The sequence below is a fragment of the Plantactinospora sp. CNZ321 genome (assembly GCF_004217235.1).
Window position 1 is genome coordinate 6,813,288 of sequence record NZ_SHKQ01000001.1, and the last position, 25,580, is coordinate 6,838,867.

Below are 25,580 nucleotides of genomic sequence, written 5' to 3' on the forward strand. Positions count from 1 at the left end.
CTCCCCCGTTAGAAATCTCCGCCACCGAAGTCTCCCCCACCGAAACCGCCGCCAAAATCCCCGCCGCCGCCGAAGTCCCCACCGCCACCGAAGTCTCCGCCGCCGCCCGGGTCGCCGTAGTCCGCGCCGTCCGCGAACCCCTCCGCAGAGCCGGCGTCGTGGCCGTACCCGGGGTCGGCGAAGGCCGGCGAGAAGAGCGCGTCGGCGATCAGCATGCCGCCGAGCACCCCGGCGCCGGCCGCCAGGCCGGTCTTCCACCACGGGGTCGAGTACCAGCCGGCCGGAACCGGCCGGCCCCGCATCCGCCCGCCCGGGTAGTAGTACGGTGTCGCCGCCCCCGGATGCGGCCCGGCCCGGAACGTCTCGCCCTGGACCTGCACCTCCCTGGGCACGGTGATCGCGCCGACACCCCGGGCGGCGGCCAGCGGCGGCAGCTCCGGCCCCGGATCGATGCCGAGCGCCACCCGGGCCGCCCGGACGTACGCCAGCCCCTCCAGGGCGGTCTCCCGGGCCAGCTCGTACTGTCGGGCGCTGCGCGCCTGTTCGAGCTGGCTGCCGGCGGCGTTGTACCGCTCCCCGGCGTCGGCCAGCGCCTGTCGGACCGCCGGTTCGGTGCCGTGCAGGTTCATCAACTGCCCGCCGAGCCGCTCGTACCAGCGACCGGCCTCGGCCCGCGCGTCGGCGAGTTCCCGGGCCTGCCGGGCGGCGCTCTCCCGGCGCCACCAGAGGAGCCCGCCGACGAGCAGCAGTACCAACAGGAGGAACCAGATCCCCTCACCCATCACCCCACGGTACCCACCACCGGCGAGTACCCGCGCCACGCGGCCCGGCGCCTGGCATGCTCTGTGAGGTGGACCTCTCGACCGTGGCCGTGGTGATCGTCTGCCTCGTCGCGGGCGGGGTGATCGGCTGGCTCGCCGCGACCGCGCGGTCGACCGCCGAGATCGCCCGGCTGGACGCGACGCTGCGGGCGACCCGGGAGGGCGAGGGCCGGCTGGAGCAGTCGATGCGGGCGCTCTCCTACGAGGCGACCGCCCAGTCGCAGGAGGCGGTGGCCCGGGCGGTGGCGCCGCTGCACGAGACGCTGCGCCGCTACGAGCAGCGGGTCGCCGAGCTGGAGCACGACCGGGTCGACGCGTACGCCGAGCTGCGCGAGCAGGTTCGCGCGATGACCTCGGTCTCCGGGGAGCTGCGTACCGAGACCAAGCAGCTCGTGGCGGCACTGCGCGCCCCGCAGGTGCGCGGCCGCTGGGGCGAGCACCAGCTCCGCCGGGTGGTGGAGGCCGCCGGGATGCTGGAGCACTGCGACTTCTCCGAGCAGGTGACGGCGGCGACCGAGCACCAGACGGTACGCCCCGACCTGGTGGTCCGGCTGCACGGCGGCCGCTCGGTGGTGGTGGACGCCAAGGCGCCGTTCGACGCGTACCTGACCGCGATGGAGGCCCGGGACGAGCAGGGCCGGGACCGGCACCTGGACGCGCACGCCCGGCACCTGCGGGCGCACGTCGACGCGCTCGCCGCCAAGTCCTACTGGACGGCGTTCGACCAGTCCCCGGAGTTCGTGGTGCTCTTCGTGCCGGCCGACCCGTTCCTCGACGTGGCGCTGCAACGCGACCCGACGCTGCTGGAGCACGCCTTCGCCCGAAACGTGGTACTGGCCACCCCGGCGACCCTGGTGGCGCTGCTGCGTACGGTCGCGTACTCGTGGCGGCAGGAGGCGCTGGCCCGCAACGCGGTGGCGGTGCACGCGCTGGCCCGCGAGCTGTATGGCCGGCTCGGCACCCTCGGCGAACACGTCGGCAAGCTCGGCGGGGCGCTGGGCGGGGCGGTGACCGCGTACAACCGGGCGGTGGGTTCGCTGGAGGCGCGGGTGCTGGTCAGCGCGCGCAAGCTCGCCGAGCTGGGCGTGGCCGGCGACGACCTGCCGGCGCCGCCGCAGGTGGAGACGGCGCCGCGCCAGCCGCAGGCGCCCGAGTTGGTCGATCCGCCGACGGCACCGCTCGGGGTTCCCCGCTCGACCCCGCGCTGACCGTCCGGTTCGGACCCCGGCGGCCAGTCGGGCGCCGGGCCCGGTCCGCGCGCCGATCAGCCGGCCGCCGAAAACGGTCCGCGCCGATCAGCCGGTTTTCGAGGCAGGTCCGCGCGCCGTCGCGCCGACGAAGGCGCGCCAGGCCGCCGGCCCGAAGGTCAGGGCCGGCCCCTGCCGGTCCTTGCTGTCCCGGACCAACACCCGACCGGGAAGATTGTCGGCCACCTCGACGCAGTCACCACCCTGCCCGTTGCTGCGGGAAGACGTACGCCAGCGCGGCACAGCCATCAGCTCCATGATTCCGCCGCCTCCGTGATCGGTTCGAGGAACGGTCATACAGGTGGTTGGTGGCGTCCCGGGCAGGGTTACGGTCGCCGGGCCACCTCGTCGACGAACGCCTGCCACGCGACCGGCCCGAAGGTCAGCGCCGGCCCCTGCCGGTCCTTGCTGTCCCGGACCAACACCCGACCGGGAAGATTGTCGGCCACCTCGACGCAGTCACCACCCTGCCCGTTGCTGCGGGAAGACGTCCGCCAGCGCGGCACAGCCATCAGCTCCATGATTCCGCCGCTTCCATAATCAGTTCGAGGGACGGTTGTCCGGGTAGAGCGTACTCGCGGATGGCCTCCCAGACCTCGCCGAGCGCGGCCACCCGGTCCGGGTCCTCGACCACCCGACCGCCCAGCGGATCGTCCAGGAACGCGACGTCGCGACCGTCGACAGTGGCGAGTGCGAGCGGTCCGTTGAGACCGGGGTAGGCGCCGACCGATGCCGGCACCACGGTGACGCTGACGTTCGGCAGGGCGCAGGCCTGCACGATCGCGTGCAGTTGGTCGGCCATCACCTTCGGGGTGCCCACCGGCCGGCGCAGCACCGCCTCGTCGATCACCGCGAAGAGCCGGCACGGGTTGTCGACCCGGTGCAGGATCTCGGCCCGGGCGATCCGGCTCGCCACCGTGCCGTCCAGGTCCGGCACGCGGGTTCCGGCGTACCGGAGAATGGCCCGCGCGTAATCCTCGGTCTGAAGCAGCCCGGGGACCACCGTCAGTTGGAAGCTTCGGACCATCGTGGCCTGTTGCTCGTACTCCAGCCACGGCCGGATCCAGACCGTGCCGCCGGAGAAGGCCCGCGCCTCGGCCGCCGACTCCTGGAACATATCCCCGGAGTCGAACACCGCGTCGAGACCCCGCGCCGTGTCGGGCTTCGGGATCAGTCGATTGGTTTCGAACTTCGCGATCAATGAGGTCGACACGTTGAGCCGCTCGGCAAGTTGATCCTGCGTCATTGTTGATCTGGATCGCGCGAACTTGAGCATTCTTCCCAGTCCGGCGTTGTGAATCGACATTCCCCGCCCTTCCCGGCACTCCATTGGGTACGTCACCATTGCTGCCGACTCATTATCTTCCGCCTATTGCCGACCAAAGTCCAAGGTGGAATTCAGGCAACACCGTCCGGTTCCCCGTGCAACAGCCCTCCGATGCCGGGCGGTGGCGCCTACGGGGGCGGTACCAGGTCGGAGCCAGGCGCCGCCCCCGGCTACCTTCCACCGACGGGAGACACTGATGAGACTCGGTCGCGGGCCAAAGCCGTACCACCGCCGGGACTGGCGCCGGCTCTGGCGGTACTGCCGATGCGGGTGGCGGTGGCGCTGCCCGGACTCCGTCGAACTCGTGCCGATGCCCTACCAGCCACCGCCACCGCCGCCACTGTCCAGAGCGGAATATCGGGCGGCGGTCCGGGCGAAGGCCTTCGTCTCGCCGATCGTGGACGCACCCCCGCCGGCCCGGGACCGGATGCGCAACCGCCGGCCCGCCTGGGACACCCGGGTCGGGACGCACCCTCGACTGCTTAACGGTCGGGCGGGGAGCCTGACCCGGGCCGGGGAGTACCGCGCCCGGCACGGCGAGCGGGTAGGCCGGGGGTAGGCGTGATCGGGCCGCAGGAACGTTGGCGCCGGCACGTCCCGGCACACCCGTCGTACCGCTGTCGGGCCTGTGGGGCGCCCTGGCCGTGCCAGCAGGCGCGACTGGCGCTCGTGACCGCCTTCCGGGGCGACCGGGTCGGCCTGATGGTGTACCTCGGCGCCCAGCTCGCCCGCGCCCTGCGCGAGCGGCCCGACGTCCATCCCGCGCTGCTCGCGGGCCAGATCCTCTACTGGGTCCCGCGCCGCCGCTGACGGTCCTGTCCGAGAATCCGCTCACCCATCCCGAGGATCCGGTGATCCGGTGTCGCGGTCAGTCCCGGGTGGCGCTGTGCACCTGGAACGGGGTGCCCTGCTGGCAGGTGGTCATCAGATTGGCGCGTACCTCGCCGACGACCGTCACCCGGGCTCCGGGGGTGAGCACGTCCCGAGGGCCACCGACCAGCAGATAGTCGTCCAGCAGCACACAGTTCAGCTCGACACCGGCCCGGACCGTCCCGCGCAGCGTGGTCGTACCGCTCGGCGCCGCCCCGCCGCGCGGCGGGGCGGTCGGATCGGCCGTCGGGCCGCCGGGGGGTGTCGGAACAGAGCCGGAGGGACCGGACGAGGCCGGATCAGGCGAGGGGGACACGGTCACCGGACTTCCTCCTGAACCGTTCGGCGGCGTCGAGCCGGTGTCCGCGCAACCGCCGAGGGCCAGCCCGGTGGCGAGCACGACACCGACAATATGAATTGTCCTCATGACAGATCCGACGCGTACGCCACGCCACCCGTTCCGCGTCGCAGGCTGCCGCCTGTTCCGCGTCGCGGGCTGATGAACGCCGGCACCCCGTACCCCGATCAGGCCTTGGCGGTGCTCGCCGCGAGTGAGTCGGCCTGCTGCGCCGCCGCCCTGGCCGCCGCGGCCGCCTTCATGTCGCGCCTGAGTTCCTGCGGAAGCGAGAAGGTCAGCCGCTCGTCGGCGGTGGTCACCTCGGTCACGTCGGCGAAACCGCGCGCGGCGAGATGGTCGAGCACCTCCATGACCAGGTCGTCGGGGACACTCGCCCCCGAGGTCAGGCCGACCGTGGTGACCCCGGCGAGCCAGTCGTCGGAGATCTCCGAGGCGTAGTCGACCAGGTAACCGGCCCGGGCACCCGCGTCCAGCGCCACCTCGACCAGCCGCACCGAGTTCGACGAGTTGCGGGAACCGACCACGATCACCACGTCACATTCGGCGGCGATCTCCTTGACCACGTGCTGACGGTTCTGGGTGGCGTAGCAGATGTCGTCGCTCGGCGGCGACTGGAGCAGCGGCAGCCGGCGCTTGAGCCGGGCGACGGTCTCCATCGTCTCGTCCACCGACAGCGTCGTCTGGGAGAGCCAGACCACCTTCGCCGGGTCCCGTACGGTCACCTTGTCGGCACCGTCCGGACCGTCCACGAGCTGGATATGCGCGGGCGCCTCACCCGAGGTGCCGATCACCTCTTCGTGCCCCTCGTGCCCGATGAGCAGAATGTCGTAATCGTCCGCCGCGAACCGCCGGGCCTCGTGGTGCACCTTCGTGACCAGCGGGCAGGTGGCGTCGATCGCCTTCAGCGAGCGGGCCTTCGCCTGCTCGTGGACCTCCGGCGCCACACCGTGCGCCGAGAAGATCACGGTCGATCCCTCCGGCACCTCCTCGTTCTCCTCCACGAAGATGGCGCCCTGCCGTTCGAGGGTGGAGACGACGTGCTTGTTGTGCACGATCTGCTTGCGCACGTAGATCGGCGCCCCGTACAACTTGAGGGCCTCCTCCACGGTCTGCACGGCACGGTCGACGCCGGCGCAGTAGCCGCGAGGCTTGGCCAGCAGGACACGCTTACTGGTCTGGGGTGTCGTCTGAGCCTCGGTCACCCGGCCAGTCTACGTTCCGCCCGTGATTCCGCCCGCTGGCCGCTGTCCCGGGTGCCCGCGGTCACCGGACCGGCGGTGCCGGGTCGGGCGGTGCCGGCCGTAGGCTGACCGGATGACCGAGGCCGGCATCCCGCGCAGTACGCCCGACGAGCCGTGGCCGGTCCGGGTGGTCAGCCAGAAGCTGAGCGCCTGGATCGGCAAGCTGGGCTGGGTCTGGGTGGACGGCCAGGTGGCGCAGCTCAGCCGCCGCCCCGGCGCGGCAACCGTCTTCCTCACCCTCCGCGACCCGTCGGCCGACCTCAGCCTCACCGTCACCACGAACCGGGACGTACTGGACGTCGGAGCGCCGGAGCTGGCCGAGGGTGCCCGGGTACTCCTGCACGCCAAGCCAGAGTTCTACGCCGCCCGGGGCACGCTGAGCCTGCGGGCCGACGAGATCCGGCAGGTCGGTCTCGGCGAACTGCTGGCCCGGCTGGAGAAGCTGAAGAAGCTGCTCGCCGCCGAGGGACTCTTCGACCGTGCCCGCAAGCGCCGGCCGCCCTTCCTGCCCGGCCGGGTCGGCCTGATCACCGGCCGGGCCTCGGCGGCCGAGCGGGACGTGCTGACGAACGCCCGGCGTCGCTGGCCAGCGGTCCAGTTCCGGACGGTCAACGTGGCGGTGCAGGGCCCGACCGCCGTACCGCAGATCGTCGACGCGCTCAGGGTGCTCGACGCCGATCCGAACATCGAGGTGATCGTGCTGGCCCGGGGCGGTGGCAGCGTCGAGGACCTGCTCCCCTTCTCCGACGAGGCACTGTGCCGGGCGGTCTTCGGCTGCCGTACCCCGGTGGTCAGCGCGATCGGCCACGAGACCGACGCGCCGCTGGTCGACTACGTGGCCGACCTGCGCGCCTCGACCCCGACCGACGCCGCCAAACGGATCGTGCCGGACCTCGGCGAGGAGACCCGGCTGATCCGGATGGCCCGGGACCGGCTCGACCGGGCCATGATCGGACTGGTCGACCGGGAGACGCACCGCCTCGACGCCTGGCGGTCCCGTCCCTCGCTCGCCCGGCCGGAAATCCTGCTGGACCAGCGGGCCGCCGAGGTGAACGGGCTGCGGGACCGCGCCGTCCGCTGCGTCGAGCATCGGCTCGACACCGCGACCGGGGAACTCCGGCACACCGTGGCGCGGCTCCGGGCGCTCTCCCCGGCCGCCACCCTGCACCGGGGGTACGCCATCGTGCAGCGTGCCGACGGACACGTCGTACGGGGACCCGGTGAGGTCGCCGCCGGTGACCCGCTGCGGGTACGCCTCGCCGAGGGCGAACTCGGCGCGGTCGTCGAGCCGTAGTCGTCTGTCGTACGGGTGTGTGCGCGGACCCGCCCGGTGCCGGTGTGCTGAGATGGGAGCCACCATGACTGACACGCAAGATCGCGCGAGCGGCCCCGGCGAGGGACTCAGTTACGAGCAGGCCCGGGCAGAGCTGGCCACGGTGGTCGAACGGCTGGAGGCCGGCGGCACCTCGCTGGAGGAGTCGCTGGCGCTGTGGGAGCGGGGCGAGCAGCTGGCCGAGATCTGCCAGGGTTGGCTCGACGGTGCCCGGCAGCGAATCGACGCCGTCCGGCAGGCCCGGGAAACCACCCAGGGCTGACCCGCGCCACCCTGCCGCGCCCCGACAGCCACCCGACGGAACCCGACCGCGCCGATGGCATTCGGGGTGCGCCGACGGCATCCGGGGTGCGTCGGGTGGAGCGGCTGGGCCACCCCACCCGGCACCCGTACTACTTGTTGAACAGCTCGTACGTCTCCGGCGACGCCTCCACGACCTCGGCCGCGGGCGGCGCCTTGGCCGGACTCGCCGCGCCGTAGTCGGAGTAGCCGACCGTCAGTTCCTGCGCCTTGCCGCCGGCGACCGCCGGAAGCTGGATGGTCAGCGAGGTGAGCCGGCCCTCCGCGTCGAGTTTGGCATCGAACGGCAGCTTGGTCGCCTCGTCGCCGAGCAGCTTGACCGCGTCCTCGTCGACCATGCCGGCGTCGGTGGCCCTGGTCAGGTCGATCGTGCCGGTGTACGTGCCCTCGCCGGTCTTCTGCACGTCGACGATGGCCCTGGTCAGCGCCTCGCTGCCGGCCGGGTCGACGTCGGTGAAGTCGAAGCCCAGCCCCCGGGTGCCTTTGATCTTGGACTGGTCCAGGTGCTGGTACTTGCCGGAGTTCAGCTTCTCCAGCCCTGGTACGTCCTCGGCGCCGGTGACGGTCAGCTTCACCCAGCTCTCCGGCTCGATGTAGATGATCTCCATGTCCATCGAGAACTCGTCGCCGCCGGCCTTCATGTTCATCTGGGCGCTCTTGCTCGGCACGTGCACGAAGCCCTGACCGTCGAGATCCGCGCCGGTCATGCTGAACGTGAAGTTACCCTTGGTGATCTCCTTGGTCGAGGCGAGCAACGCCTCCTTGGCGTCCGTCGGAATCGCCGGCGAATCGGCGCCCGGGGCGCCCGGGGTGTCCGGCTCGGTGCCGGTGCCCGAGCAGGCGGTCAGAGCTGGCGTGAACAGGGCCGCCGCAGCGAGCGTGGCGACGCCCCACCGTCGGAATGTCGTGGCGACGCTCCACCGTCGGAATGTCGTGGCGACGCTCCACCGTCGGAATGTCACTGTCGATCCTCCCCGGGATCTGCCCGCCGGGCACGCACCCAACGGGATACACAAACACGAAGAGTACCGACGGTGGACGACTACCGCAGGGAAGAGACCACCTGCCGCAGCTGGTCCTCGGATGCCCGACCGACCAGCAGTACCGTCCGGTCGGGTTCCAGCAGGACGAGGGCCGACTCGCCGGGGCGGGCGGTGTAGCGCTGCCAGAGCCGTCCACCCACCTCGACCGTGCCCTGCGGCTGTCCGTCGCGGGTCAGCTCGGCCGGCAACAGCCCCTCGGCCGGCAGGCTGCTCTGCACCAGTTGCACTCCGCCGCCGTCCGGGCTGAGGTATCCGAGCCGGAGGGTCGCACCGGCAGCCTCGCGGCGGAACTGGGCGGTGACGGTACGCCAGCCGTCGGTCAGATCGGTCGGCTCGCTGACCGGGAAGGCGTTGGCCGCCCGGGCCTCCTGGAGTACCGGGGTCGGATCGATCACCACCGGTTGCTCCGCGCCGAGGAAGACCCGGGCGAAGCCGATTACCAGGGCGATCGGCACCAGCAGGACGAGCAGCGAGATGACGATGTCCTTGGTCGACCGCTGCGACCTGATCGCTGCCGGCACGACCCGCTCGTCGCCCGGCCCCGCGTCCTCGAGTCCGCCGTGTTCGGGTCTGCCGTCCTCGGGCCCGCCACCGGGCCGGGTGACGGCTGCCGCGTCGGGTTCGGCCGAACCACGCTGGTCGGCCGAACCAAGCAGGTCGGCGGGGCTGAGCTGGTCGGCCGGGTTGCGGCCGGCAGGCTGTGCGGAGTTCACCCCACCATCTTGACAGCTTCGCCGGCAGCCGTTCCTGCGGGCAGTCGCCGGCAGCCGTTCCTCATGCAGCCCAGCGGATGCCGCCATCAGGCCGACCGGGATGCCCCACCTCAGGCCGACGGGGACGCCGCCGCCCATCCGGTCGACCGGGTCGCCGGATCCGGCATACCGCGCCAGCCGTACCCGGCAGAATGGGTGGTCCGGATCCGCCACGGCCGAACGGTTGCCGTGATCCGGGCAACCGGGCCCCGAACGGGCGTTAGGTTGACCAGCGTGTCAGGATTCCTGACAAGGCCGGCGGCGGCGCGCCGCGCTGTGCCGGGCCACCCCGCAGTGCCGCGAGGAGGAGCCGACATGACCAACACCCGTATCCGGGTGCCGCAGAACCTGGACCGCAACCTTGCCCTCGACCTCGTCCGGGTGACCGAGGCGGCGGCGATGGCCGCCGGCCGGTGGGTCGGCCGGGGCGACAAGGAGGGTGGCGACGGCGCGGCCGTCGACGCCATGCGGAAGTTGATCAACTCGATCCCGATGCGCGGTGTCGTGGTGATCGGCGAGGGTGAGAAGGACAACGCCCCGATGCTGTTCAACGGTGAGCAGGTCGGCGACGGTACCGGGCCGGAGGTCGACGTCGCGGTCGACCCGATCGACGGCACCACGCTGATGAGCAAGGGCATGCCCAACGCCCTGGCCGTGCTCGCGGTGGCCGAACGCGGCGCGATGTTCGACCCGAGCGCCGTCTTCTACATGGAGAAGCTGGCGGTCGGACCGGTCTACGCGGACGCCGTCGACATCAACGCCGGGGTCGCGGAGAATCTGCGCCGGATCGCCAAGGTCAAGGGGACCGAGGTCTCCGACGTCACCGTCTGCGTACTCGACCGTCCCCGGCACAAGGAGTTGGTGCAGCAGATCCGCCGGGCCGGCGCCGGCATCCAGTTCATCTCCGACGGCGACATCGCCGGGGCCATCGCGGCCGCCCGGGGCGAGTCCGGCGTCGACGTACTGATGGGGATCGGCGGCACCCCGGAGGGCATCACCGCCGCCTGCGCGCTGAAGTGCATGGGCGGGGTGATGCAGGCGAAGCTCTGGCCCCGCGACGACGAGGAGCGGGAGAAGGCGCTCGCCGCCGGGCACGACCTGGACCGGGTGCTCAGCACCGACGACCTGGTGACCGGGGACAACGCCTTCTTCGTGGCCACCGGGATCACCTCCGGAGACCTGCTGCGCGGAGTCCGCTACCGGGCCGGTGGCGCGTACACCCAGTCGATCGTGATGCGTTCCAAGAGCGGCACGATCCGGGTGATCGATTCGTACCACCGGCTGGAGAAGCTGGCGCTGTACTCGGCGATCGACTTCGACGGCCGGCCCCTGGCCGAGCAGGAGTAGCCCGGGTTCGCCGAGACTCCCGGACGTCCGCCGGATCAGCGGGCCGCCGCCGGGACGGGTCCGGCGGTCTCCCGAAGCGCGGTGTCCAGCCCGGTCGGCTCGATGCCGAACGCCTCGGTCGCCGCCGTGGAGTCCAGCACGAAGGGCCGGCGGAACTGGTACGCCGTCTCCCGCAGTTCGCGCGCCGTCGGATCGAAGAGCCCGCCGAGCCGGAGCAGCGCGGCCGGCATCGAGGAGAGCCGTGGCGCCGGGGCACCGGCCAGCTCCGCGAGCCGGACCGCCAGCGCCCGGATCGACACCGGCGGCTGACTGGGTACGTGCCAGGGCCGGCCCCAGGCCCGCTCGTCGGCGGCAGCGGCGACCAGGGTACGGGCCACATCGCCGACGTACGTCCAACTGTGCGGGGCGTCCAGATCGGCCGGCAGGTACGCCCGCTTCCCCGCCAGCACCTTCGGCACCGCGAGGAGGGTGAACAGGGTCTGGGCGCCCGCACCGAGGTAGTCGGAGCCGCGTACCTCGGTCACCCGGACCCGCCCCGCCTCGTGCGCGGCCAGCGCGTCCTGCCACATCCGGGCCCGGACCTGGCCCTTCACGCCCTTCGGACGCAACGGCGCGGCCTCGGTGATCGGTCCGTGCACCGGGCCGTAGCCGTACAGGTTGCCGGTGGTCGCCAGCACCGCACCGGTGCGTTCCGCCACGGCCAGCAGCGCGGCGGCGATCGGTGGCCAGTCGGTGGCCCAGCGGTGGTAGGCCGGGTTGGCGCAGTTGTAGATCGCCGCCGCGCCCTGCGCCACGTCGACCAGCCGAGGGTCGGCCGCGTCGGCGGCGACCCGCCCGATTCCGGGATGCTCCGGTCCGCTGCCCCGACGGCTGACCAGCCGCACCTGCTCGCCCCGGTCGGCGAGGAGCCGCGCCACCCCCTGGCCGACCGGACCGGCCCCGATGATCACCTGGAGTGCCATCCACCCCACCCTTCCGTTCAGCTCCCCCGAGTCGAGAGCACTGCTCTCTGTTTGGCTCTTTCAGCCTGATCCATCCGAGCGCGAACGTCAAGAGCGGTGCTCTAATTCATGACTGCTGCTCATGTCGAAGGCCAATGCTCCGCCGGGCACCGGCCGCTCCCCGACGGAACGGCCGCTCTCGGGGGCACCTCCGGATGTGGCAGGGTGGCGGCATGTCCGCACCGTCGATCCGGGCCCGGATCCGGGCCGAGATGATCGAGGAGATCAAGGCGGTCGCCCGGCGGCACCTCGCCACCGAGGGCGGCAACCTCTCGCTCCGGGCCGTCGCCCGGGACCTCGGCATGGTCTCGTCGGCCGTCTACCGGTACTTCCCGAGCCGGGATGCGCTGCTCACCGAGCTGATCATCGAGGCGTACCAGGCGCTCGGCGACGCGGCCGAGGCGGGCGACGCGGCAGCCGCCCGGGACGACCTGCGCGGACGCTGGCTGGGGGTGAGCCACGCCGTACGGGCCTGGTCGCTGGCCCACCCCGCCGAGTACGCACTGCTGTACGGCAGTCCGGTGCCCGGATACGCCGCCCCGTCCGAGACCGTCGTCCCGGCCCAGCGGGTGGCCTTCGCACTGGTCCAGGTCATGATCGACGCGGCCGTCGCCGGCCGGCTCGCCCCACCCGACGGCACCCCCGTGCCGCCCCCGGTCCGCGTCGACCTGGCCCGGCTGCTGGAGCAGCGTCCCGGCGCGCTCACCGAGGAGCAGCTCGCCCGCGGCATGGCCGCCTGGAGCCAGCTCTTCGGTCTGGTCAGTTTCGAGGTGTTCGGTCGGCTCGCCCAGGGCGTGGTCGAGGATAGCGAGGCGTACTTCGACCACCAGATGCGACTGATGGCCGACCTCGCCGGCCTACCGGCGGAGCCGGGGCCCTCTTCCGACCCGGGCCCAGCCGCCCGGCCGGGTCAACCCGCGTCCGAGGAGTGACCGGGGAAGAGGTGCGCCGCCGGGTTGATCGCCACGGCCGCGTTGTTCACCGCCGTCGCGGCCTCGCCGAATCCGGTGGCGATCAGCCGGACCTTGCCCGGGTATTCGGTGATGTCACCGGCCGAGAAAACCCGGGGCAGGTTGGTCAGCATGGTGCTGTCGACCAGGATGTGTCGCCGGTCGAGCGCCAGTCCCCACTCGGTCAGCGGGCCGAGGTCGGCGGTGAAGCCCAACGCGGCGACCACGGTGTCGACCGGAACGGTCTCGGTCCCGCCACCCTTGACCGCGATGTCCGCCCCGGTCACGGCGGCCTCGCCGTGCAGCGCCGTCACCTCGGCGTTGACCACGATGCGTACCGGCAGCTGGCGTACCCGGTCGACGGTGGCGGCGTGGGCCCGGAACCTCTCCCGGCGGTGCACCAGGGTGACGGACCGGGCCAGCGGCTGCAGCGCCAGCGCCCAGTCGAACGCCGAGTCGCCGCCACCGACGATCAGCACGTCCTGCCCGGCGAGGTCGGCCAGGTGCGGGACGAAGAAGACGATGCCGCTGCCGACGAAGTTCTCGGCGGCGGGCAGCGGGCGGGGCGTGAAACTGCCCAGCCCGGCGGTGACGATGATCGCGCCGCAGCGCAGGACGTCCCCGTTGGCCAGGCTGAGCACCGGTGTGCCGTCCAGGTACGACAGCTTCTCCGCGCGTACCCCGAGCAGGTATTCGGGGTTGAACGACGCGGCCTGGGTGACCAGGTTGGCGACCAGGTCGCGGCCCTTGATGGCCGGAAAACCGGCGACGTCGTAGATGACCTTCTCCGGGTACATGGCGGTGACCTGTCCGCCCGGTTCGGGTAGCACGTCGATGACCGCCACCGACAGTCCCCGGAAACCGGCGTAGTAGGCGGCGAAGAGTCCGGTGGGGCCGGCCCCGATTATCGCGACATCGACCTCACGCATGTGCTCACCGTCGCTCTCCGACCACGGACTGATCAACAGCTGTGCTTATCCGACCGTAGGCGGACGACACGTACCGAAGCAATAGCCGTCCCACCGGCGAGTGCGCGGGGGTCAGGGCAGGGTCAACGTGGACTCCGACCGGTACGGATCGTCGTCGCGGGGCCGGCGTCGCCGGAAGACCACCGCGGCCACCAACCCGCCGAGCAGCCCGAACAGGTGGCCCTGCCAGGAGATCAATTCGTCGGTCGGCAGCACCCCGAGCAGCTGCCAGCCGTAGAGCAGCCCGACCAGCAGCACGACGCCGAAGTTCCACCAGCTCCGCTCCACGATCCCGCGCATGAGGAGCAGGCCGAGGTAGCCGAAGACCACACCGCTGGCCCCGACCACGATCGACTGGGGCGATCCGGTGATCCACACGCCGAGCCCGCTGACGAACATGATCAGGAGGGTCGAGTAGAGGAACCGTCGCGCCCCGGTGGCCAGGACGAAGGTGCCGAGCAGGATCAGCGGCACGCTGTTGCTGTAGAGGTGGTCGAAGCCATGGTGCAGGAACGGCCCGAAGAAGATGCCGTCGAGCCCGGCGATGCTCCGGGGCATGATCCCGGCGGTGGTGTCGAATCCGGCCCCCAGCCAGACGTCGAGCGCCTCGATCACGAAGAGCACCGGCACCACGGCGCACATCGCGACGAAGGCCCGGCCGAGCGCCGCGTAGAAGGCCTCGGTGCCGAACCGGTTCGGATCGTTGCCGCGGGACATCGGGTCGAACGTCACCCTCACGTTGCTATCAGCTTCCGGCGCCGACCGCCAGCGGAGCCGGACGATGGAGCCGAAACAGGGCCGGAGTGCCGGTCGGGTGTCGCCGGGATCTCACCCGCTCCGACCACCGCACGGACAGATCGGGGGACGCACCGCACGGACAGAGCGGGGGGCCGGACGGTCTCCGGCCCCCCGCTCTGGCGGTCGTGCTCAGTAGGTGTTGTTGGCCTGGAAGTATCGCCAGGCGCCGCACGGCGTGTCGTAGCGGCCCTTGATGTAGCCCAGCCCCCACTTGATCTGGGTCGCCGGGCTGGTCTTCCAGTCGCTGCCGGCCGAGGCCATCTTCTTGCCCGGATACGCCTGGGGAATGCCGTACGCCCCGGACGACCGGTTCTCGGCCTTGTGGTTCCAGCCGCTCTCCTTGGTCCAGAGCTTGTCCAGGCAGGGCATCTCGGCGATCTCGAAGCCCGCGTCGAGCAGCAGGGCGCAGCCGATCTTGCGGTTACCGCTGTACTCGTTGCACGAGGCGGGGATCGGCCCGGTGTACGGCTTCGTGGCCTGCTCCGCCTCCTCCTTCTCCTGCTTCTCGCGTTGGCGCTTGCGGCTCGCGGCCTGCTCCGCCTTCTTGGCCCGCTCCGCCGCGGCCTTGGCGACCTCGGCCGCCTTGCGCGCGGCTTCCGCCTCGGCGGCCCGCTGCGCGGCAGTGGCCCGCAGGTGCGCCGCATGCCGATCGCGGAGCAGGTCCCACTCGGCCTGCTGCGCGTCGAGCGCCGACTCGGCCTCGATGGTGTGTTGCTGCGCTTCCCGGTCCTCGCCCAGGTAGTAGCCACCGCCGACGCCCCCCAGGAGCAGTGCGACGGCGATTCCCCGGACACCGAACCGGCTCCACAGCCGACTCACAAAGTGGTCCTCTCGTCGGGGGCAAGGTCGCGACGCCCCCGGAGGCGGAAGGCCGCCGGTGGCGCTCGGAGGACACGATTGCGCAAGGTGAGGCGCTTGGGAAAGGAGAGGCGGAATTTGTGAACTGCGTCACGCCGCTTATCGCCACAAAACAGGACAAATAACAGCCGGTGGCCGCCCACCGGCACACTTGTCCGCTACAGCGGGATGTCCTCCAGCAGGTCCGTGACCACCTCGGCGATCGGGGAGCGCTCGGACCGGGTCAGCGTGACGTGCGCGAAGATCGGATGCCCCTTCAACGCCTCGATCACCGCCGTCACGCCGTCGTGCCGGCCGACCCGCAGGTTGTCCCGCTGGGCGACGTCGTGGGTAAGCACCACCCGGGAGTTCTGTCCCACCCGGGACAGGACGGTGAGCAGCACCCCGCGTTCCAGCGACTGGGCCTCGTCGACGATGACGAAGGCGTCGTGCAGGCTCCGGCCCCGGATGTGGGTCAGCGGCAGGACCTCCAACATCCCCCGGGACAGCACCTCCTCCATCACGTTCTCGTGCACCACCGCGCCGAGGGTGTCGAAGACCGCCTGGGCCCAGGGCGACATCTTCTCCGCCTCCGAGCCGGGCAGGTAGCCGAGTTCCTGACCGCCGACGGCGTACAGCGGGCGGAAGACGATGACCTTCCGGTGCCGGCGCCGCTCCATCACCGCCTCCAGACCGGCGCAGAGCGCCAGCGCGGACTTGCCGGTGCCGGCCCGGCCGCCCAACGAGACGATGCCGATCGACTCGTCCAGCAGCAGATCGAGGGCGACGCGCTGCTCGGCCGAGCGGCCGCGCAGCCCGAACGCCTCCCGGTCACCCCGGACCAGGCGTACGGTCTTGTCCGGCAGCACCCGACCCAGCGCGGAACCGCGCGGCGAGTGCAGCACCAGGCCGGTGTGCGTGGGCAGGCCGGCCGCCGTGTCCACGTCCAGCGCCGCGCCCCCGTAGAGCTGGTTGACCTGCTCCTCGCCCAACTCCAGCTCGGCCATCCCGGTCCAGGTCGGATCGCTGGCCTGGCCGTGCCGGTACTCGTCGGCGGTCAGCCCCACCGACGCCGCCTTGACCCGCAGCGGCATGTCCTTGCTGACCAGCGTGACGGCCCGGCCCTCGGCGGCCAGGTTGAGCGCGACCGAGAGGATCCGGGTGTCGTTGGACTCGGTACGGAACCCCGGCGGCAGTACGCCGTCGTCGGCGTGGTTCAGCTCCACCCGCAGCGTCCCGCCCGCGTCGTTGGCCGGCACCGGTTGGTCCAGCCGGCCGTGCCGCACCCGCAGCTCGTCGAGCATCCGCAGCGACTGGCGGGCGAACCAGCCCAGCTCCGGATGGTGGCGCTTCCCCTCCAGTTCCGAGATCACCACGAGCGGCACCACCACCTCGTGTTCGGCGAACCGGTGGAAGGCGCCGGGGTCGGAGAGCAGTACCGAGGTGTCCAGGACGTACGCCCGGCGGGCTGGTGCGGGCTCCGCACTGGCGGCCGGCTCGGACGTACGGGTGCGGCGTCCGCTCCTGGCTCGGCCCGGGGTAGTGCTGGCGCCCGGGTTCTGGTCGTCGGCCCGAGGGGTGGTACGGCGATTCGTCACAGGCCTGCTCCGGCGGGCGTGCACCCGTCCACCCGCGTTCCGCCTCGTCCGGTGCCCGGAGACACGGGGTCGGATGCGGGCCCCGTGGCGCGTGCAGTCGCAGAGTCCGGGCCGGCCGGCTGGCTCGGGAGGACCCCTTGCCATGCGTAGACGCTAACCGGGAGATGCCAGCTTGGGCTAGGGCGGGCAGCTGTGCGACTTCGCACCGCATCCAGCCCACTGCGCACAGCGCTCGGGGTCACCTCCAACGGTGCCCCGGCCACTGCCACCCGGTGCTCGGGCGGCGGACCGGCCGGGATGCATGCCCCCTGCGCGCATCCCGGCCGGTGGGATCACCGTCACCGGTCTGACGTGATCCCGACGGTGCGGGTCCTTCCGGACCGGCACCGTGCTCGCGGGTGACCGCTCACCCCACCGCTCCGCCGGTCAGGCGTTCCTGAAGGCGAGGGCGTCGGTGGAGTGCCGTCCGCCGTTGGTCGCGGTCCCCGCGAAAGAGGCGCCCGTATACGTCGTTCCCTGACCTACGACGGTGTGGGCGATGTGCGGTGTGGTGGGTGATGGCACCGCCAACACCGAGGCGATGGCCGCCTGCGCCTCCCTACGTCGACGGTTCCAGGCCCCCCGGTCCCCGTCGAAATATCCCTGCCGGTACCCGAACCGGTAACCGAGCCGGTAACTGAGCTGGCCGTGCAGCCGCCCGGCCGCATAGCTGGCCGAGGCGAGCAGGAGCAGGAGGAAGACCACGAAGAACGGGCTCACCGCGTCTCCTCGCATCGCTCGCCGACCCCGCGTCGCCCCCCGACGCCGCGTCGCCCCCCGACGCCGGAGGTTCGGGGTTTGAGCCGACCGGTTCGCTCGCAACTCTCGCTCACGCAATCTCCTCGCTCCGCTCGTCGCTGTCCCGCAGCTTGTTCCACATCGGGCCGGCCGGTCGCCGGCCCGGTCACTTCTCCTCCGGGTCGGAGGAGGTCGGGTCGAAAGAGGTGGGATCGGAGACGAGCAGCCGGTCGAGGTCTTCGGTGCTCACCTCCTCGACCAGCTCGACGCTGATCCGGCAGCCGTCCAGTACGACCTCGGCGACCGAGGCCCGCCGGATCTCGCCACCGGCGTCGTACACCCGGACGCTCAACTCCGGGCAGCCGAGATGGGTGCGCCAGGAGTTCCACTCCGCACGGTCGCCGACGTTGAGCGAGAGGTAGCGGCAGCCGCGCGCCAGGTAGAGCCGCCACGGCGCACTGAGACCGGCCGCGACGCCGTCGGCGATCAGACCGAATGCCTGGGCCCGGGTTGCTAGTTCGGTCACCGGACTCCTCCAGTCACGAGGGTGTCACCCTCGCGAGCACGAAACGTCTCATGCACGAGACAAACGGTAGGGCGTATCGTACGCGTGACAGTATCAGCTTTTCGTCTGATTACCCCCACACCTACGTACATCTATTGTGGCCACGTGATGCCCCTCAACACAAGCAAGAACACCGCGCGGCGGAAAAGTGAGCCGTTGTCACGCACGCAGTACAGACTGACCACAGTGCCCCCGGAGGGGGAAAGCTGGCCGTACCGTCACCAGGTGCCGGACCGCGCCCACGGACGGAAGATCGCGTTCGCTGCCTTCGTACGCAAGGCACTCGACGACGCCCGGACGACCCGAGCCTGGACCGGCACCGAGGTCTCCCGGCGGACCGGCGTCTCCCGCCAGACCATCAACCGCTGGGTACGCGGTGAGTGGGCCAGCGACCCCGAGGCGGCCCGGGTGGTCGCGTTCTGCGAGGGGCTGGGGCTGGATCCGAGTGTCGCGTTCGGAGTGCTCGGCTGGGACCGGACCACCCCGTCCCGCCCGGCACCGAGCGCCCCGCCGATGGATCCCGACGTCGAGGCGCTGCTGCGCCGGCTGGTCGACCCTAACGTCTCGGACGCGGAGAAGTTCCACATTCGGGAAACGATCCGTTATCTAGCATATCGCCCGACTCTGCCCAAAGATGTCCGAAAAGGTCGAAAGCAAGCCGGGTAGTTACTCAGATGGCGCAACTTCGCGCATGAGTCCCAACCAATCAGCTCCAGGAATCAATCAGTCGCGCTAACGTCCCTCGGTACTGCTTGGGCTCGTCGTCGGCGGGGGGACGGGACAAGGCCGAATTCAGCCCTGCGGGACAGAAGGAGGGTCAGCCATGACCCTGAAGTGGATGGCTGTCGTTGTCGCGGCGGTGTCCCTGACCCTGTGCGTGACCGCGAACGTCGTGGTCGGGACGGTGCACGGCGGCGACCCGGTGCCGTTCCTCGTGAACGTGCTCGCCGTCACCGCCACCGGTACCGCCATCGTCCTGGCCGTCATCGCCGATCTCCACGAACGACTCAACGCCCGGATCACCGCACTCACCGAATTCCTGATCACCCGACTCAACGAACTCGACCGCAACGCCGGGGACCACAACACCGGTTTCGTCGAGGGCTACCTGCTGAGTCGCAACCAGGACCCGGCGGTGGTGCCGATCGGGCCTCGACTGCACGGCCGCCGGGCGATGCTCGGCGGCGACGACTGACAGAGGGTGGACCCCGGCGACGGGGACGCCCGCGCCGATCAGGACGACAAGGGGAGGTCGCCGTCGGCAGCTCCGCCGGCCGGTAGGCGTGCCAGCCGGCGGCCGACACCCGTAGCGCCGGCGGGTCGCCACCGCAGGGTTTGAGGTTGCCGCCTCGACGAGTGAGACGTTTTCGCTTCGACGTCTGCGGTGGCAACCCGCCGGGGTACGCTGACGCCCGTGCGGCCGATCAACACGGGGGGCGAGCCCCCGACCCGTCCACTGACTGCCGAGCAGGCATGGCGGGCGACCGCCGAGCGGGCCGGGCGCTGTGTCCTGTTCTTCGACTTCGACGGCACGCTCGCCCCGGTCCGGGACGATCCGACAACCGTCGAGCCGGCCCCGAAGGCACTGGCCGCGATCACCGCGCTCACCGAGGTGGTGCAGCGGGTGGCGATCGTCTCGGCCCGACCTGTGGAGTTCCTCCGCGACCGGTTCGCCGGTGCCCCCGGCGTGGACCTCTACGGCCTATACGGGCTGGAGCACCTGCACGCCTCGGGCGAGACCATCACCGAGGGGGCGGCGCTGCCGTTCGTACCCACGATGGCCGAACTCGCCGACCACGCCCGGGCCGAGCTGCCCGAGGGCACGCTGGTGGAGTACAAGCGGCTCTCCGTCGCCCTGCACTACCGCACCGCCCCGCACCTGGCCGAGCAGGTCGAACAGTGGGGTCGGGACCAGGCCGACCGGCTCGGCCTGCGGGTCCAGGTCGGCCGGATGGTGCTGGAGCTCAAGCCCCCCGTCGACCGGGACAAGGGGATGGTGATCGACGAGGCGGTCCGGGACGCCGGCTGCGCCTGGTATTTCGGTGACGACGTCTCCGATATCAAGGCATTCGCCGCGCTGCGGGCCCGGGAGGCCGCGGATCCGGACTTCTTCGGCGTCTGCGTGGCGGTGGCCAACCCGGAGACCGGCGACGAGGTCTCGCACGCCGCCGACCTGAACATAGAGTCTCCGGAGGCCCTCGGTGACTTCCTCACCGAAGCCCTGCACCGGCTGACCTGACCGGGCACCGCACCGCGACTCCCGGGACCGCTCCACGACCCTCGGGCCGGCTATGCGCCGTACCGGCGTTGACGGTTGGCGTACGAACGCAGTGCGCGCAGGAAGTCGACGTGCCGGAAGTCCGGCCAGTTCAACTCGCAGAAGTAGAACTCGGAGTGCGCGGACTGCCAGAGCAGGAAGCCGGAGAGCCGCTGCTCGCCGCTGGTCCGGATGACCAGGTCGGGATCGGGCTGCCCCCGGGTGTAGAGGTGCTCCGCTATGTGGTCCACGTCGATCGCCTCGGCGAGTTCCTCGATGGTGCCGCCGGTCGCCGCGTACTCGTAGAGCAGGGAGCGGACCGCGTCGGCGATCTCCCGCCGGCCGCCGTAACCGACCGCGATGTTGACCTGCGCCCCGCCGACCCGGTTCTGGGTACGCTCCTGCGCCGACTTGAGCGTGATGGCGGTCTGCGCCGGCAGTAGGTCGAGCGCGCCGACCATCCGCAGCCGCCAGGGATTGCCCTCCTCGGCCAGCTCGACCACCAGATCCTCGATGATCTGCACCAGCGGATCCAGCTCGCTCGCCGGCCGCCGCAGGTTGTCGGTGGCCAGCAGGTAGAGCGTGACGTGCCCGATGCCGGCCTGGTCGCACCAGCCCAGCACATCTTTGATCTTGGCTGCGCCGACCCGGTGCCCGTCGTTGGGGTCGACGTAGCCCATCTCCCTGGCCCAGCGGCGGTTGCCGTCGCACATCACCCCGACGTGCTTCGGCACGGGTTTACCGGCGAGCTTCGCCCTCAGACGTCGCTCATACACCGAGTAGATCAGGTCGCGCAGACTCATCCCCTGCAGCGTACCGATCAGAGGCGACTACGGAAGTGCCGCCCGGCCGAGCCGGCGACCGTACCGGCAACCGTACCGACGACCGCGCCGGCGACCCTGGTCAATGTCCGGACGTCCAGCCGGCCGTCGCCCAGGCCCAGCTCGACCAGGGTCTGGAAGACCCGGGCGTCCCGGTCGGCGGCCCGGACCACCCCGTCCACCACCGGGGCCCGGCGGGCCAGCCAGGCCACCGCCGAGCTGTCCCGCAGGTGGGCACCGAGCCGGGCCCGCAGCGCGGCGGCGTACCGGTCGGCGGCGGCGTGCGGCACCGTGGCGGCGGCCGCCCCGGCCAGCGCCCCGGAGAGGACCGCGTAGAAGATCCCCTCGCCGGTGAACGGATTGACCAGCGACAACGCGTCCCCGGCCAACACGATCCGGCCCCGGCCCGGCGGCGGACGGCGGGTGGAGAGCGGCAGGTGGTGCGCCCGCACCCCGGTGACGGTGGCCGGGTCGATCTCGGGAAGCAGCGCCGCCAGCCGGTCCAGCAGTTCGGTCCGGCGCAGCGGACGGCCGGCCAGCACCTCCCCGTACCCGACGTTCGCCCGCCCGTCGCCGATCGGAAACGACCAGGCGTAGCCGGGCCAGTGCGCGGCCGAGGTGACGATCCGCTGCTCGACCGGGCCGGCGGGGACCGGGGCGTACCCCCGGATGGCCAGCGCCAGGTGGCCGTCCGGGTTGGCGCCGTTGCCCAGCGCCCGCCGGACCACCGAACCGGCGCCGTCGGCACCGACCACGGCACGGGCGGCCACCGTACCGTCGAGCAGCACCAGGTCACCGCAGCGCTCGACCCGCCGCACGGCGTGCCGGCGCAGCTCCGCGCCGGCCGACAGCGCCGCCGCCACCAGCCGGGCGTCGAAGACCCGGCGGGGCACCGTGTACGCCGGCCGGGGCAGTCGCCGCGCCACGTTCCCGCCACCGGGCGCCACCAGCCGCAGCTCCGGCACCGGCCGGTAACCGGCCACCGGGTCGGGAACCCCCAGTTCGGCGAGTACGTCCAGCGCGTGCGCGGCGATCCCGTCCCCGCAGGGCTTGTCCCGGGGAAAGCCGGCCCGGTCCAGCAGCAGCACCCGGGCTCCCGCCCGGCGGGCCGCCAGCGCGGCACTGGCTCCGGCCGGACCGGCACCCACCACCGCGACGTCGACGGTCTCCACCGCCGTCACCTCAGCCGGACCGGGCGGCGGTGGTCACCCGGGTGGAGGGCTGCTGCCCGGCGGCCCGGTTCGCCCGGCCCAGCGCGTAGAGGGTCAGCGCCGCGGCCACCACCAGCGGCACACCGTCCCGGACCAGCCCGTCGACCCCGAGCAGCAGCCAGCAGAACGCCAGGTCGACCACGACCACCAGCACGCTGATCAACACCAGCAGCCCGCCGGCCCAGGTCCGGCCGCGGAGCAGGAAGAAGGTGCTGAACAGCACCGCGTAACTGACCCCGATGCCGATGCCGAACCACAGCACCACGGTAGGCACCGCGAGCAGCCGGCCGTCGAGAATCGTGCCGACTGCCACCAGACAGGGCACCAGGGTCAACGGCCCGTACGTGAACGCGGCGACCCGGGCGGTGAGCAGCCAGCCGGTGACCGGCGGCCGGCGCGGGGTCACCTCCCGCCAGGAGATGCCCCGCCGGTCCACGACCAGCCGGCTCGGATGCCGGACCAGGTACTCCCGCAGCGGCGGTGACCGGTAGAGCAGCCAGACGACGGCGACACAGAGCACGGCCAGCAGGGCGAAGCCGAGCACCCCCGGCAGCGCCGGTACGCCGGCCCGGGGCACGATCAGCCGGCCGACCGCGAAGACCGTGGTCACCGCGAGGATCAGCCCGAGTGGGCGGGCACCGGCCCGGCCCCGCCGGACATGCCGGATCAGGATCAGGAATCCGAGGGTACGCAGCAGCGCCCAGCCGCTGCGGATCGCCAGCCCGAAGCCGCGGTCGGCGGCGTACCACCAGTTGAGCGCGTCGACCGCGACGGTGGCCGCCGCGGTCGCGGCGAGCAACCAGGTCAGCACGCGGACGGCGGACGGCCGCCGGACCTCGGTCGCGGCGGCCGTCGTCATGCCGTCGATGATGCCCGCCGAGCGCCACCCGCACACCTGTGAGGAAGGGCCCCCCGCTTATCGTTTTCTTTGTGCAGGGGCCCTTCCTTGCACCTCAGCGTTGGTTGGCGGCTACCCGGATCGCCTCGTCGTCGAGCCGGGCCCGCAGCGCGTCCAGCTCGGCCCAGAGCACACCGGGCAGCTTGTCACCGAACTTCTCGAACCACTCGGTGATCATCGGCAGCTCGTCACGCCACTCCTCGACGTCGACCCGGGTCGCGATGCGCAGGTTCTCCGGACTCATGTCGAGCCCCTCGACGTCGAGCGCGTCCGGTGCCGGTACGAACCCGATCGGCGTCTCGACCGCCTCGCCCCGGCCCTCCAGACGCTCGACGATCCACTTGAGAACCCGGGAGTTCTCGCCGAAACCGGGCCAGATGAAGTCACCGTCGGCGTTCTTGCGGAACCAGTTGACGTAGTAGATCTTCGGCAGCTTCGACTCGTCACCGTCGGTGCCCTTGCCCATCTCGATCCAGTGCCGGAAGTAGTCCCCGCCGTGGTAGCCGATGAACGGCAGCATGGCCATCGGGTCGCGGCGGACCACCCCGACCTCGCCGGAGGCGGCGGCGGTGGTCTCGGAGGAGAGCGTGGCTCCCATGTAGACACCGTGCACCCAGTCCCGGGCCTCGGTGACCAGCGGGATGGTGTCCTTGCGCCGCCCGCCGAACAGGATCGCGTCGATCGGTACGCCGTTCGGGTCGTTGAACTCGTCGGCCACGATCGGGCACTGCAGCAGCGGGGTGCAGAACCGGCTGTTGGCGTGCGAGGAGAGTTCGCCGCTCTCCGGCGTCCAGTCCCGGCCCTTCCAGTCGATCAGGTGGGCCGGCGGCTCGCTCATCCCCTCCCACCAGACGTCGCCGTCGTCGGTCAGCCCGACGTTGGTGAAGATGGAGTTCCCCTGGTCGATGGTGCGCATCGCGTTCGCATTGGTCTTCCAGCCGGTGCCGGGCGCGACGCCGAAGAGGCCGTACTCGGGGTTGACCGCGTAGAGCCGGCCGTCCGGACCGAACCGCATCCAGGCGATGTCGTCGCCGATGGTCTCGACCTTCCAACCGGGAATGGTCGGTTCCAGCATGGCCAGGTTGGTCTTGCCGCAGGCCGACGGGAAGGCGCCGGCGATGTAGTGCACCGACCCCTCCGGTGAGGTCAGCTTCATGATGAGCATGTGCTCGGCGAGCCAACCCTCGTCCCGGGCCATCACGCTGGCGATCCGCAGCGAGTAGCACTTCTTGCCGAGCAGCGAGTTACCGCCGTAGCCGGAGCCGAAGGACCAGATCTCCCGGGTTTCCGGGAAGTGCGAGATGTACTTGGTGTCATTGCACGGCCACGGTACGTCCGGCTGGCCCGGTTCCAGCGGCGCGCCGATCGAGTGCAATGCGTGCACGAAATCCGCGTCGTCTCCCATCCCGGCCAGCACCTTGGTGCCCATCCGGGTCATGATGCGCATCGACGCGACGACATACGGGCTGTCGGTAATCTCGACGCCGAACATCGGCTGTTCCGCCTCGAGCGGCCCCATACAGAACGGAATGACGTACATGGTGCGGCCGCGCATCGAACCCCGATAGAGGTCGGTCATGATGCGCTTCATCTCCGCCGGGGCCATCCAGTTGTTGGTGGGTCCGGCGTCGGCCTCGTCGACCGAGCAGATGAAGGTACGGTCCTCGGCCCGAGCCACGTCGCCAGGATCGGTACGCCCCCAGAACGAGTTCGGCTTACGGGCCGGATCGAGGCGTACGAGGGTGCCGGCGTCGACCAGTTCGTCGGTCAGGCGCCGCCATTCCTCGTCGGAGCCGTCCACCCAGACGACCTGGTCGGGGTTGGTGAGTTCGGCTACCTCTTTGACCCAGGCGAGTAGTTTCGGGTGGCTTGTCGGAGCTTGATCGAGACCCCGGATTGTCGCCGGAGCGGCCATGACTGTTCTCCTTTGGTCGACGCTGACCGATTGCAGGGTGCGCGGTGCCGACAGACCGACGACCGCGTCGCCTTGTGAAAGCCTGGGATTTCCGTCAGCGTAAACCGAGCCGGCGTTCGGGGCAGCGAGACTGGTTGTGAAGAACTGCACAAGATGCGGACGTGCTGCGGCTAGGCGATTTTTTCCTCGCTCCCACGCGCAGTTTCACGCAAATCCTTCAGGGCAACAGCATTGCGTCACGGCATCCTCACAGCAGCCGACAGCGCCAGGTGACCCTGACGTCACTCCCGGCACTCCTTTCACCGTGGCCGCAACCGACCGTCCGCGGAGGCGATCGCGCCAGCG

29 protein-coding genes are annotated in these 25,580 nt (G+C 71.3%); 10 read left to right on the top strand and 19 right to left on the bottom strand.

Features of this window, described 5'->3' with window-relative positions:
* Positions 1-8: 8 nt before the first annotated feature.
* Positions 9-782, bottom strand: coding sequence for a hypothetical protein (locus EV371_RS34000; protein WP_207230642.1), 774 nt, complete (start codon positions 780-782; stop codon positions 9-11).
* A gap of 68 nt (positions 783-850) precedes the next feature.
* Here EV371_RS34000 and EV371_RS29520 point away from each other — a divergent pair, with 68 nt between their 5' ends.
* On the top strand, positions 851-2,029 hold the full coding sequence (locus EV371_RS29520; RefSeq protein ID WP_486484841.1) for a DNA recombination protein RmuC: 1,179 nt from the start codon (positions 851-853) through the stop codon (positions 2,027-2,029).
* A gap of 87 nt (positions 2,030-2,116) precedes the next feature.
* Here the strand turns inward: EV371_RS29520 and EV371_RS29525 are convergent, their stop codons facing one another.
* The 3 genes from EV371_RS29525 to EV371_RS29535 form a co-directional block, all read right to left on the bottom strand.
* Positions 2,117-2,317 carry a DUF397 domain-containing protein gene (locus EV371_RS29525; protein WP_486484987.1) on the bottom strand — a complete coding sequence of 67 codons (201 nt, stop codon included), beginning with the start codon at positions 2,315-2,317 and terminating at the stop codon, positions 2,117-2,119.
* A gap of 77 nt (positions 2,318-2,394) precedes the next feature.
* Complete coding sequence (locus EV371_RS29530; RefSeq protein WP_486484842.1) at positions 2,395-2,580, bottom strand: DUF397 domain-containing protein; 186 nt, start codon at positions 2,578-2,580, stop codon at positions 2,395-2,397.
* Complete coding sequence (locus tag EV371_RS29535) at positions 2,580-3,413, bottom strand: Scr1 family TA system antitoxin-like transcriptional regulator (protein ID WP_130464931.1); 834 nt, start codon at positions 3,411-3,413, stop codon at positions 2,580-2,582. The genes EV371_RS29530 and EV371_RS29535 overlap by 1 nt, the downstream gene beginning before the upstream one ends.
* Positions 3,414-3,591: 178 nt before the next feature.
* On the opposite strand from EV371_RS29535, the gene EV371_RS29540 reads away from it, so the two are divergent.
* Complete coding sequence (locus EV371_RS29540; protein WP_130464932.1) at positions 3,592-3,954, top strand: hypothetical protein; 363 nt, start codon at positions 3,592-3,594, stop codon at positions 3,952-3,954.
* A gap of 2 nt (positions 3,955-3,956) precedes the next feature.
* Positions 3,957-4,205, top strand: a complete 249-nt coding sequence (locus tag EV371_RS29545) for a flavin reductase (protein WP_486484843.1) — start codon at positions 3,957-3,959, stop codon at positions 4,203-4,205.
* Between the two features lie 58 nt (positions 4,206-4,263).
* Here the strand turns inward: EV371_RS29545 and EV371_RS29550 are convergent, their stop codons facing one another.
* Positions 4,264-4,587: an RAD23 family protein gene (locus EV371_RS29550; protein WP_130464933.1), complete on the bottom strand. Its 324-nt coding sequence runs from the start codon at positions 4,585-4,587 to the stop codon at positions 4,264-4,266.
* A 203-nt stretch (positions 4,588-4,790) separates the two neighbouring features.
* Positions 4,791-5,825, bottom strand: a complete 1,035-nt coding sequence (locus tag EV371_RS29555) for a 4-hydroxy-3-methylbut-2-enyl diphosphate reductase (protein WP_130464934.1) — start codon at positions 5,823-5,825, stop codon at positions 4,791-4,793.
* Positions 5,826-5,937: 112 nt separating this feature from the next.
* On the opposite strand from EV371_RS29555, the gene xseA reads away from it, so the two are divergent.
* Together xseA and EV371_RS29565 are read left to right on the top strand one after the other, a co-directional pair.
* Positions 5,938-7,158, top strand: coding sequence for an exodeoxyribonuclease VII large subunit (xseA, locus tag EV371_RS29560; protein WP_130464935.1), 1,221 nt, complete (start codon positions 5,938-5,940; stop codon positions 7,156-7,158).
* Positions 7,159-7,222: 64 nt separating this feature from the next.
* The gene (locus tag EV371_RS29565) at positions 7,223-7,459 is read left to right on the top strand and encodes an exodeoxyribonuclease VII small subunit (protein WP_130464936.1); all 237 of its coding nucleotides are present in this window, start codon (positions 7,223-7,225) and stop codon (positions 7,457-7,459) included.
* Between the two features lie 130 nt (positions 7,460-7,589).
* Here EV371_RS29565 and EV371_RS29570 read toward each other — a convergent pair whose 3' ends face one another.
* Positions 7,590-8,459 (bottom strand): hypothetical protein, encoded by an 870-nt coding sequence (locus EV371_RS29570; protein ID WP_486484844.1) that lies wholly within the window; start codon positions 8,457-8,459, stop codon positions 7,590-7,592.
* 80 nt (positions 8,460-8,539) lie between these two features.
* Positions 8,540-9,253, bottom strand: a complete 714-nt coding sequence (locus tag EV371_RS29575) for a DUF4245 domain-containing protein (protein WP_130464937.1) — start codon at positions 9,251-9,253, stop codon at positions 8,540-8,542.
* Between the two features lie 354 nt (positions 9,254-9,607).
* On the opposite strand from EV371_RS29575, the gene glpX reads away from it, so the two are divergent.
* Positions 9,608-10,639, top strand: coding sequence for a class II fructose-bisphosphatase (glpX, locus tag EV371_RS29580; protein ID WP_130464938.1), 1,032 nt, complete (start codon positions 9,608-9,610; stop codon positions 10,637-10,639).
* Positions 10,640-10,674: 35 nt separating this feature from the next.
* Here the strand turns inward: glpX and EV371_RS29585 are convergent, their stop codons facing one another.
* A complete protein-coding gene (locus tag EV371_RS29585; RefSeq protein ID WP_130464939.1) occupies positions 10,675-11,601 on the bottom strand; it encodes an NAD-dependent epimerase/dehydratase family protein in 927 nt (308 codons plus the stop codon).
* A gap of 212 nt (positions 11,602-11,813) precedes the next feature.
* On the opposite strand from EV371_RS29585, the gene EV371_RS29590 reads away from it, so the two are divergent.
* Positions 11,814-12,572 (top strand): WHG domain-containing protein, encoded by a 759-nt coding sequence (locus tag EV371_RS29590; protein WP_130464940.1) that lies wholly within the window; start codon positions 11,814-11,816, stop codon positions 12,570-12,572.
* Here the strand turns inward: EV371_RS29590 and EV371_RS29595 are convergent.
* From EV371_RS29595 to EV371_RS29620, 6 genes are all read right to left on the bottom strand, one after another.
* Positions 12,551-13,519: an FAD-dependent oxidoreductase gene (locus EV371_RS29595; RefSeq protein ID WP_130464941.1), complete on the bottom strand. Its 969-nt coding sequence runs from the start codon at positions 13,517-13,519 to the stop codon at positions 12,551-12,553. The two genes, EV371_RS29590 and EV371_RS29595, sit on opposite strands and share 22 nt — an antisense overlap.
* A gap of 111 nt (positions 13,520-13,630) precedes the next feature.
* The gene (locus EV371_RS29600) at positions 13,631-14,275 is read right to left on the bottom strand and encodes a rhomboid family intramembrane serine protease (RefSeq protein ID WP_130466310.1); all 645 of its coding nucleotides are present in this window, start codon (positions 14,273-14,275) and stop codon (positions 13,631-13,633) included.
* Positions 14,276-14,485: 210 nt separating this feature from the next.
* Positions 14,486-15,175: an aggregation-promoting factor C-terminal-like domain-containing protein gene (locus EV371_RS29605; RefSeq protein ID WP_130464942.1), complete on the bottom strand. Its 690-nt coding sequence runs from the start codon at positions 15,173-15,175 to the stop codon at positions 14,486-14,488.
* A gap of 197 nt (positions 15,176-15,372) precedes the next feature.
* A complete protein-coding gene (gene phoH2 / locus EV371_RS29610) occupies positions 15,373-16,791 on the bottom strand; it encodes an RNA 5'-3' helicase PhoH2 (protein WP_130464943.1) in 1,419 nt (472 codons plus the stop codon).
* A 426-nt stretch (positions 16,792-17,217) separates the two neighbouring features.
* Entirely contained in the window at positions 17,218-17,550 is a 333-nt protein-coding gene (locus tag EV371_RS29615; protein WP_130464944.1) for a hypothetical protein, read from the bottom strand.
* 184 nt (positions 17,551-17,734) lie between these two features.
* On the bottom strand, positions 17,735-18,094 hold the full coding sequence (locus EV371_RS29620) for a hypothetical protein (RefSeq protein WP_130464945.1): 360 nt from the start codon (positions 18,092-18,094) through the stop codon (positions 17,735-17,737).
* Positions 18,095-18,358: 264 nt separating this feature from the next.
* Here EV371_RS29620 and EV371_RS29625 point away from each other — a divergent pair, with 264 nt between their 5' ends.
* From EV371_RS29625 to otsB, 3 genes are all read left to right on the top strand, one after another.
* A complete protein-coding gene (locus EV371_RS29625; protein WP_130464946.1) occupies positions 18,359-18,799 on the top strand; it encodes a helix-turn-helix domain-containing protein in 441 nt (146 codons plus the stop codon).
* Positions 18,800-18,956: 157 nt separating this feature from the next.
* Positions 18,957-19,328: a hypothetical protein gene (locus EV371_RS29630; protein ID WP_130464947.1), complete on the top strand. Its 372-nt coding sequence runs from the start codon at positions 18,957-18,959 to the stop codon at positions 19,326-19,328.
* Between the two features lie 219 nt (positions 19,329-19,547).
* A complete protein-coding gene (gene otsB / locus EV371_RS29635; protein WP_130464948.1) occupies positions 19,548-20,372 on the top strand; it encodes a trehalose-phosphatase in 825 nt (274 codons plus the stop codon).
* A 50-nt stretch (positions 20,373-20,422) separates the two neighbouring features.
* On the opposite strand, the gene EV371_RS29640 is transcribed toward otsB, so the two are convergent.
* From EV371_RS29640 to EV371_RS29655, 4 genes are all read right to left on the bottom strand, one after another.
* Positions 20,423-21,193 (bottom strand): isoprenyl transferase, encoded by a 771-nt coding sequence (locus tag EV371_RS29640; protein ID WP_130464949.1) that lies wholly within the window; start codon positions 21,191-21,193, stop codon positions 20,423-20,425.
* Positions 21,194-21,210: 17 nt separating this feature from the next.
* Positions 21,211-22,383, bottom strand: coding sequence for a geranylgeranyl reductase family protein (locus EV371_RS29645; RefSeq protein WP_130464950.1), 1,173 nt, complete (start codon positions 22,381-22,383; stop codon positions 21,211-21,213).
* A 10-nt stretch (positions 22,384-22,393) separates the two neighbouring features.
* Positions 22,394-23,281 (bottom strand): hypothetical protein, encoded by an 888-nt coding sequence (locus EV371_RS29650; protein WP_130464951.1) that lies wholly within the window; start codon positions 23,279-23,281, stop codon positions 22,394-22,396.
* A 94-nt stretch (positions 23,282-23,375) separates the two neighbouring features.
* On the bottom strand, positions 23,376-25,235 hold the full coding sequence (locus EV371_RS29655) for a phosphoenolpyruvate carboxykinase (GTP) (protein ID WP_130464952.1): 1,860 nt from the start codon (positions 25,233-25,235) through the stop codon (positions 23,376-23,378).
* Positions 25,236-25,580: the final 345 nt, after the last annotated feature.

Coding starts and splice junctions, on each gene's coding strand:
- EV371_RS29535 (WP_130464931.1), bottom strand. CDS start 3,413: ATGGTGACGTACCCAATGGAGTGCCGGGAAGGGCGGGGAATGTCGATT.
- EV371_RS29565 (WP_130464936.1), top strand. CDS start 7,223: ATGACTGACACGCAAGATCGCGCGAGCGGCCCCGGCGAGGGACTCAGT.
- EV371_RS34000 (WP_207230642.1), bottom strand. CDS start 782: ATGGGTGAGGGGATCTGGTTCCTCCTGTTGGTACTGCTGCTCGTCGGC.
- EV371_RS29630 (WP_130464947.1), top strand. CDS start 18,957: ATGACCCTGAAGTGGATGGCTGTCGTTGTCGCGGCGGTGTCCCTGACC.
- xseA (WP_130464935.1), top strand. CDS start 5,938: ATGACCGAGGCCGGCATCCCGCGCAGTACGCCCGACGAGCCGTGGCCG.
- EV371_RS29595 (WP_130464941.1), bottom strand. CDS start 13,519: ATGCGTGAGGTCGATGTCGCGATAATCGGGGCCGGCCCCACCGGACTC.
- EV371_RS29650 (WP_130464951.1), bottom strand. CDS start 23,281: ATGACGACGGCCGCCGCGACCGAGGTCCGGCGGCCGTCCGCCGTCCGC.
- EV371_RS29540 (WP_130464932.1), top strand. CDS start 3,592: ATGAGACTCGGTCGCGGGCCAAAGCCGTACCACCGCCGGGACTGGCGC.
- EV371_RS29600 (WP_130466310.1), bottom strand. CDS start 14,275: ATGTCCCGCGGCAACGATCCGAACCGGTTCGGCACCGAGGCCTTCTAC.
- EV371_RS29640 (WP_130464949.1), bottom strand. CDS start 21,193: ATGAGTCTGCGCGACCTGATCTACTCGGTGTATGAGCGACGTCTGAGG.
- EV371_RS29530 (WP_486484842.1), bottom strand. CDS start 2,580: ATGGCTGTGCCGCGCTGGCGGACGTCTTCCCGCAGCAACGGGCAGGGT.
- EV371_RS29585 (WP_130464939.1), bottom strand. CDS start 11,601: ATGGCACTCCAGGTGATCATCGGGGCCGGTCCGGTCGGCCAGGGGGTG.
- EV371_RS29655 (WP_130464952.1), bottom strand. CDS start 25,235: ATGGCCGCTCCGGCGACAATCCGGGGTCTCGATCAAGCTCCGACAAGC.
- glpX (WP_130464938.1), top strand. CDS start 9,608: ATGACCAACACCCGTATCCGGGTGCCGCAGAACCTGGACCGCAACCTT.
- EV371_RS29525 (WP_486484987.1), bottom strand. CDS start 2,317: ATGGCTGTGCCGCGCTGGCGTACGTCTTCCCGCAGCAACGGGCAGGGT.
- EV371_RS29590 (WP_130464940.1), top strand. CDS start 11,814: ATGTCCGCACCGTCGATCCGGGCCCGGATCCGGGCCGAGATGATCGAG.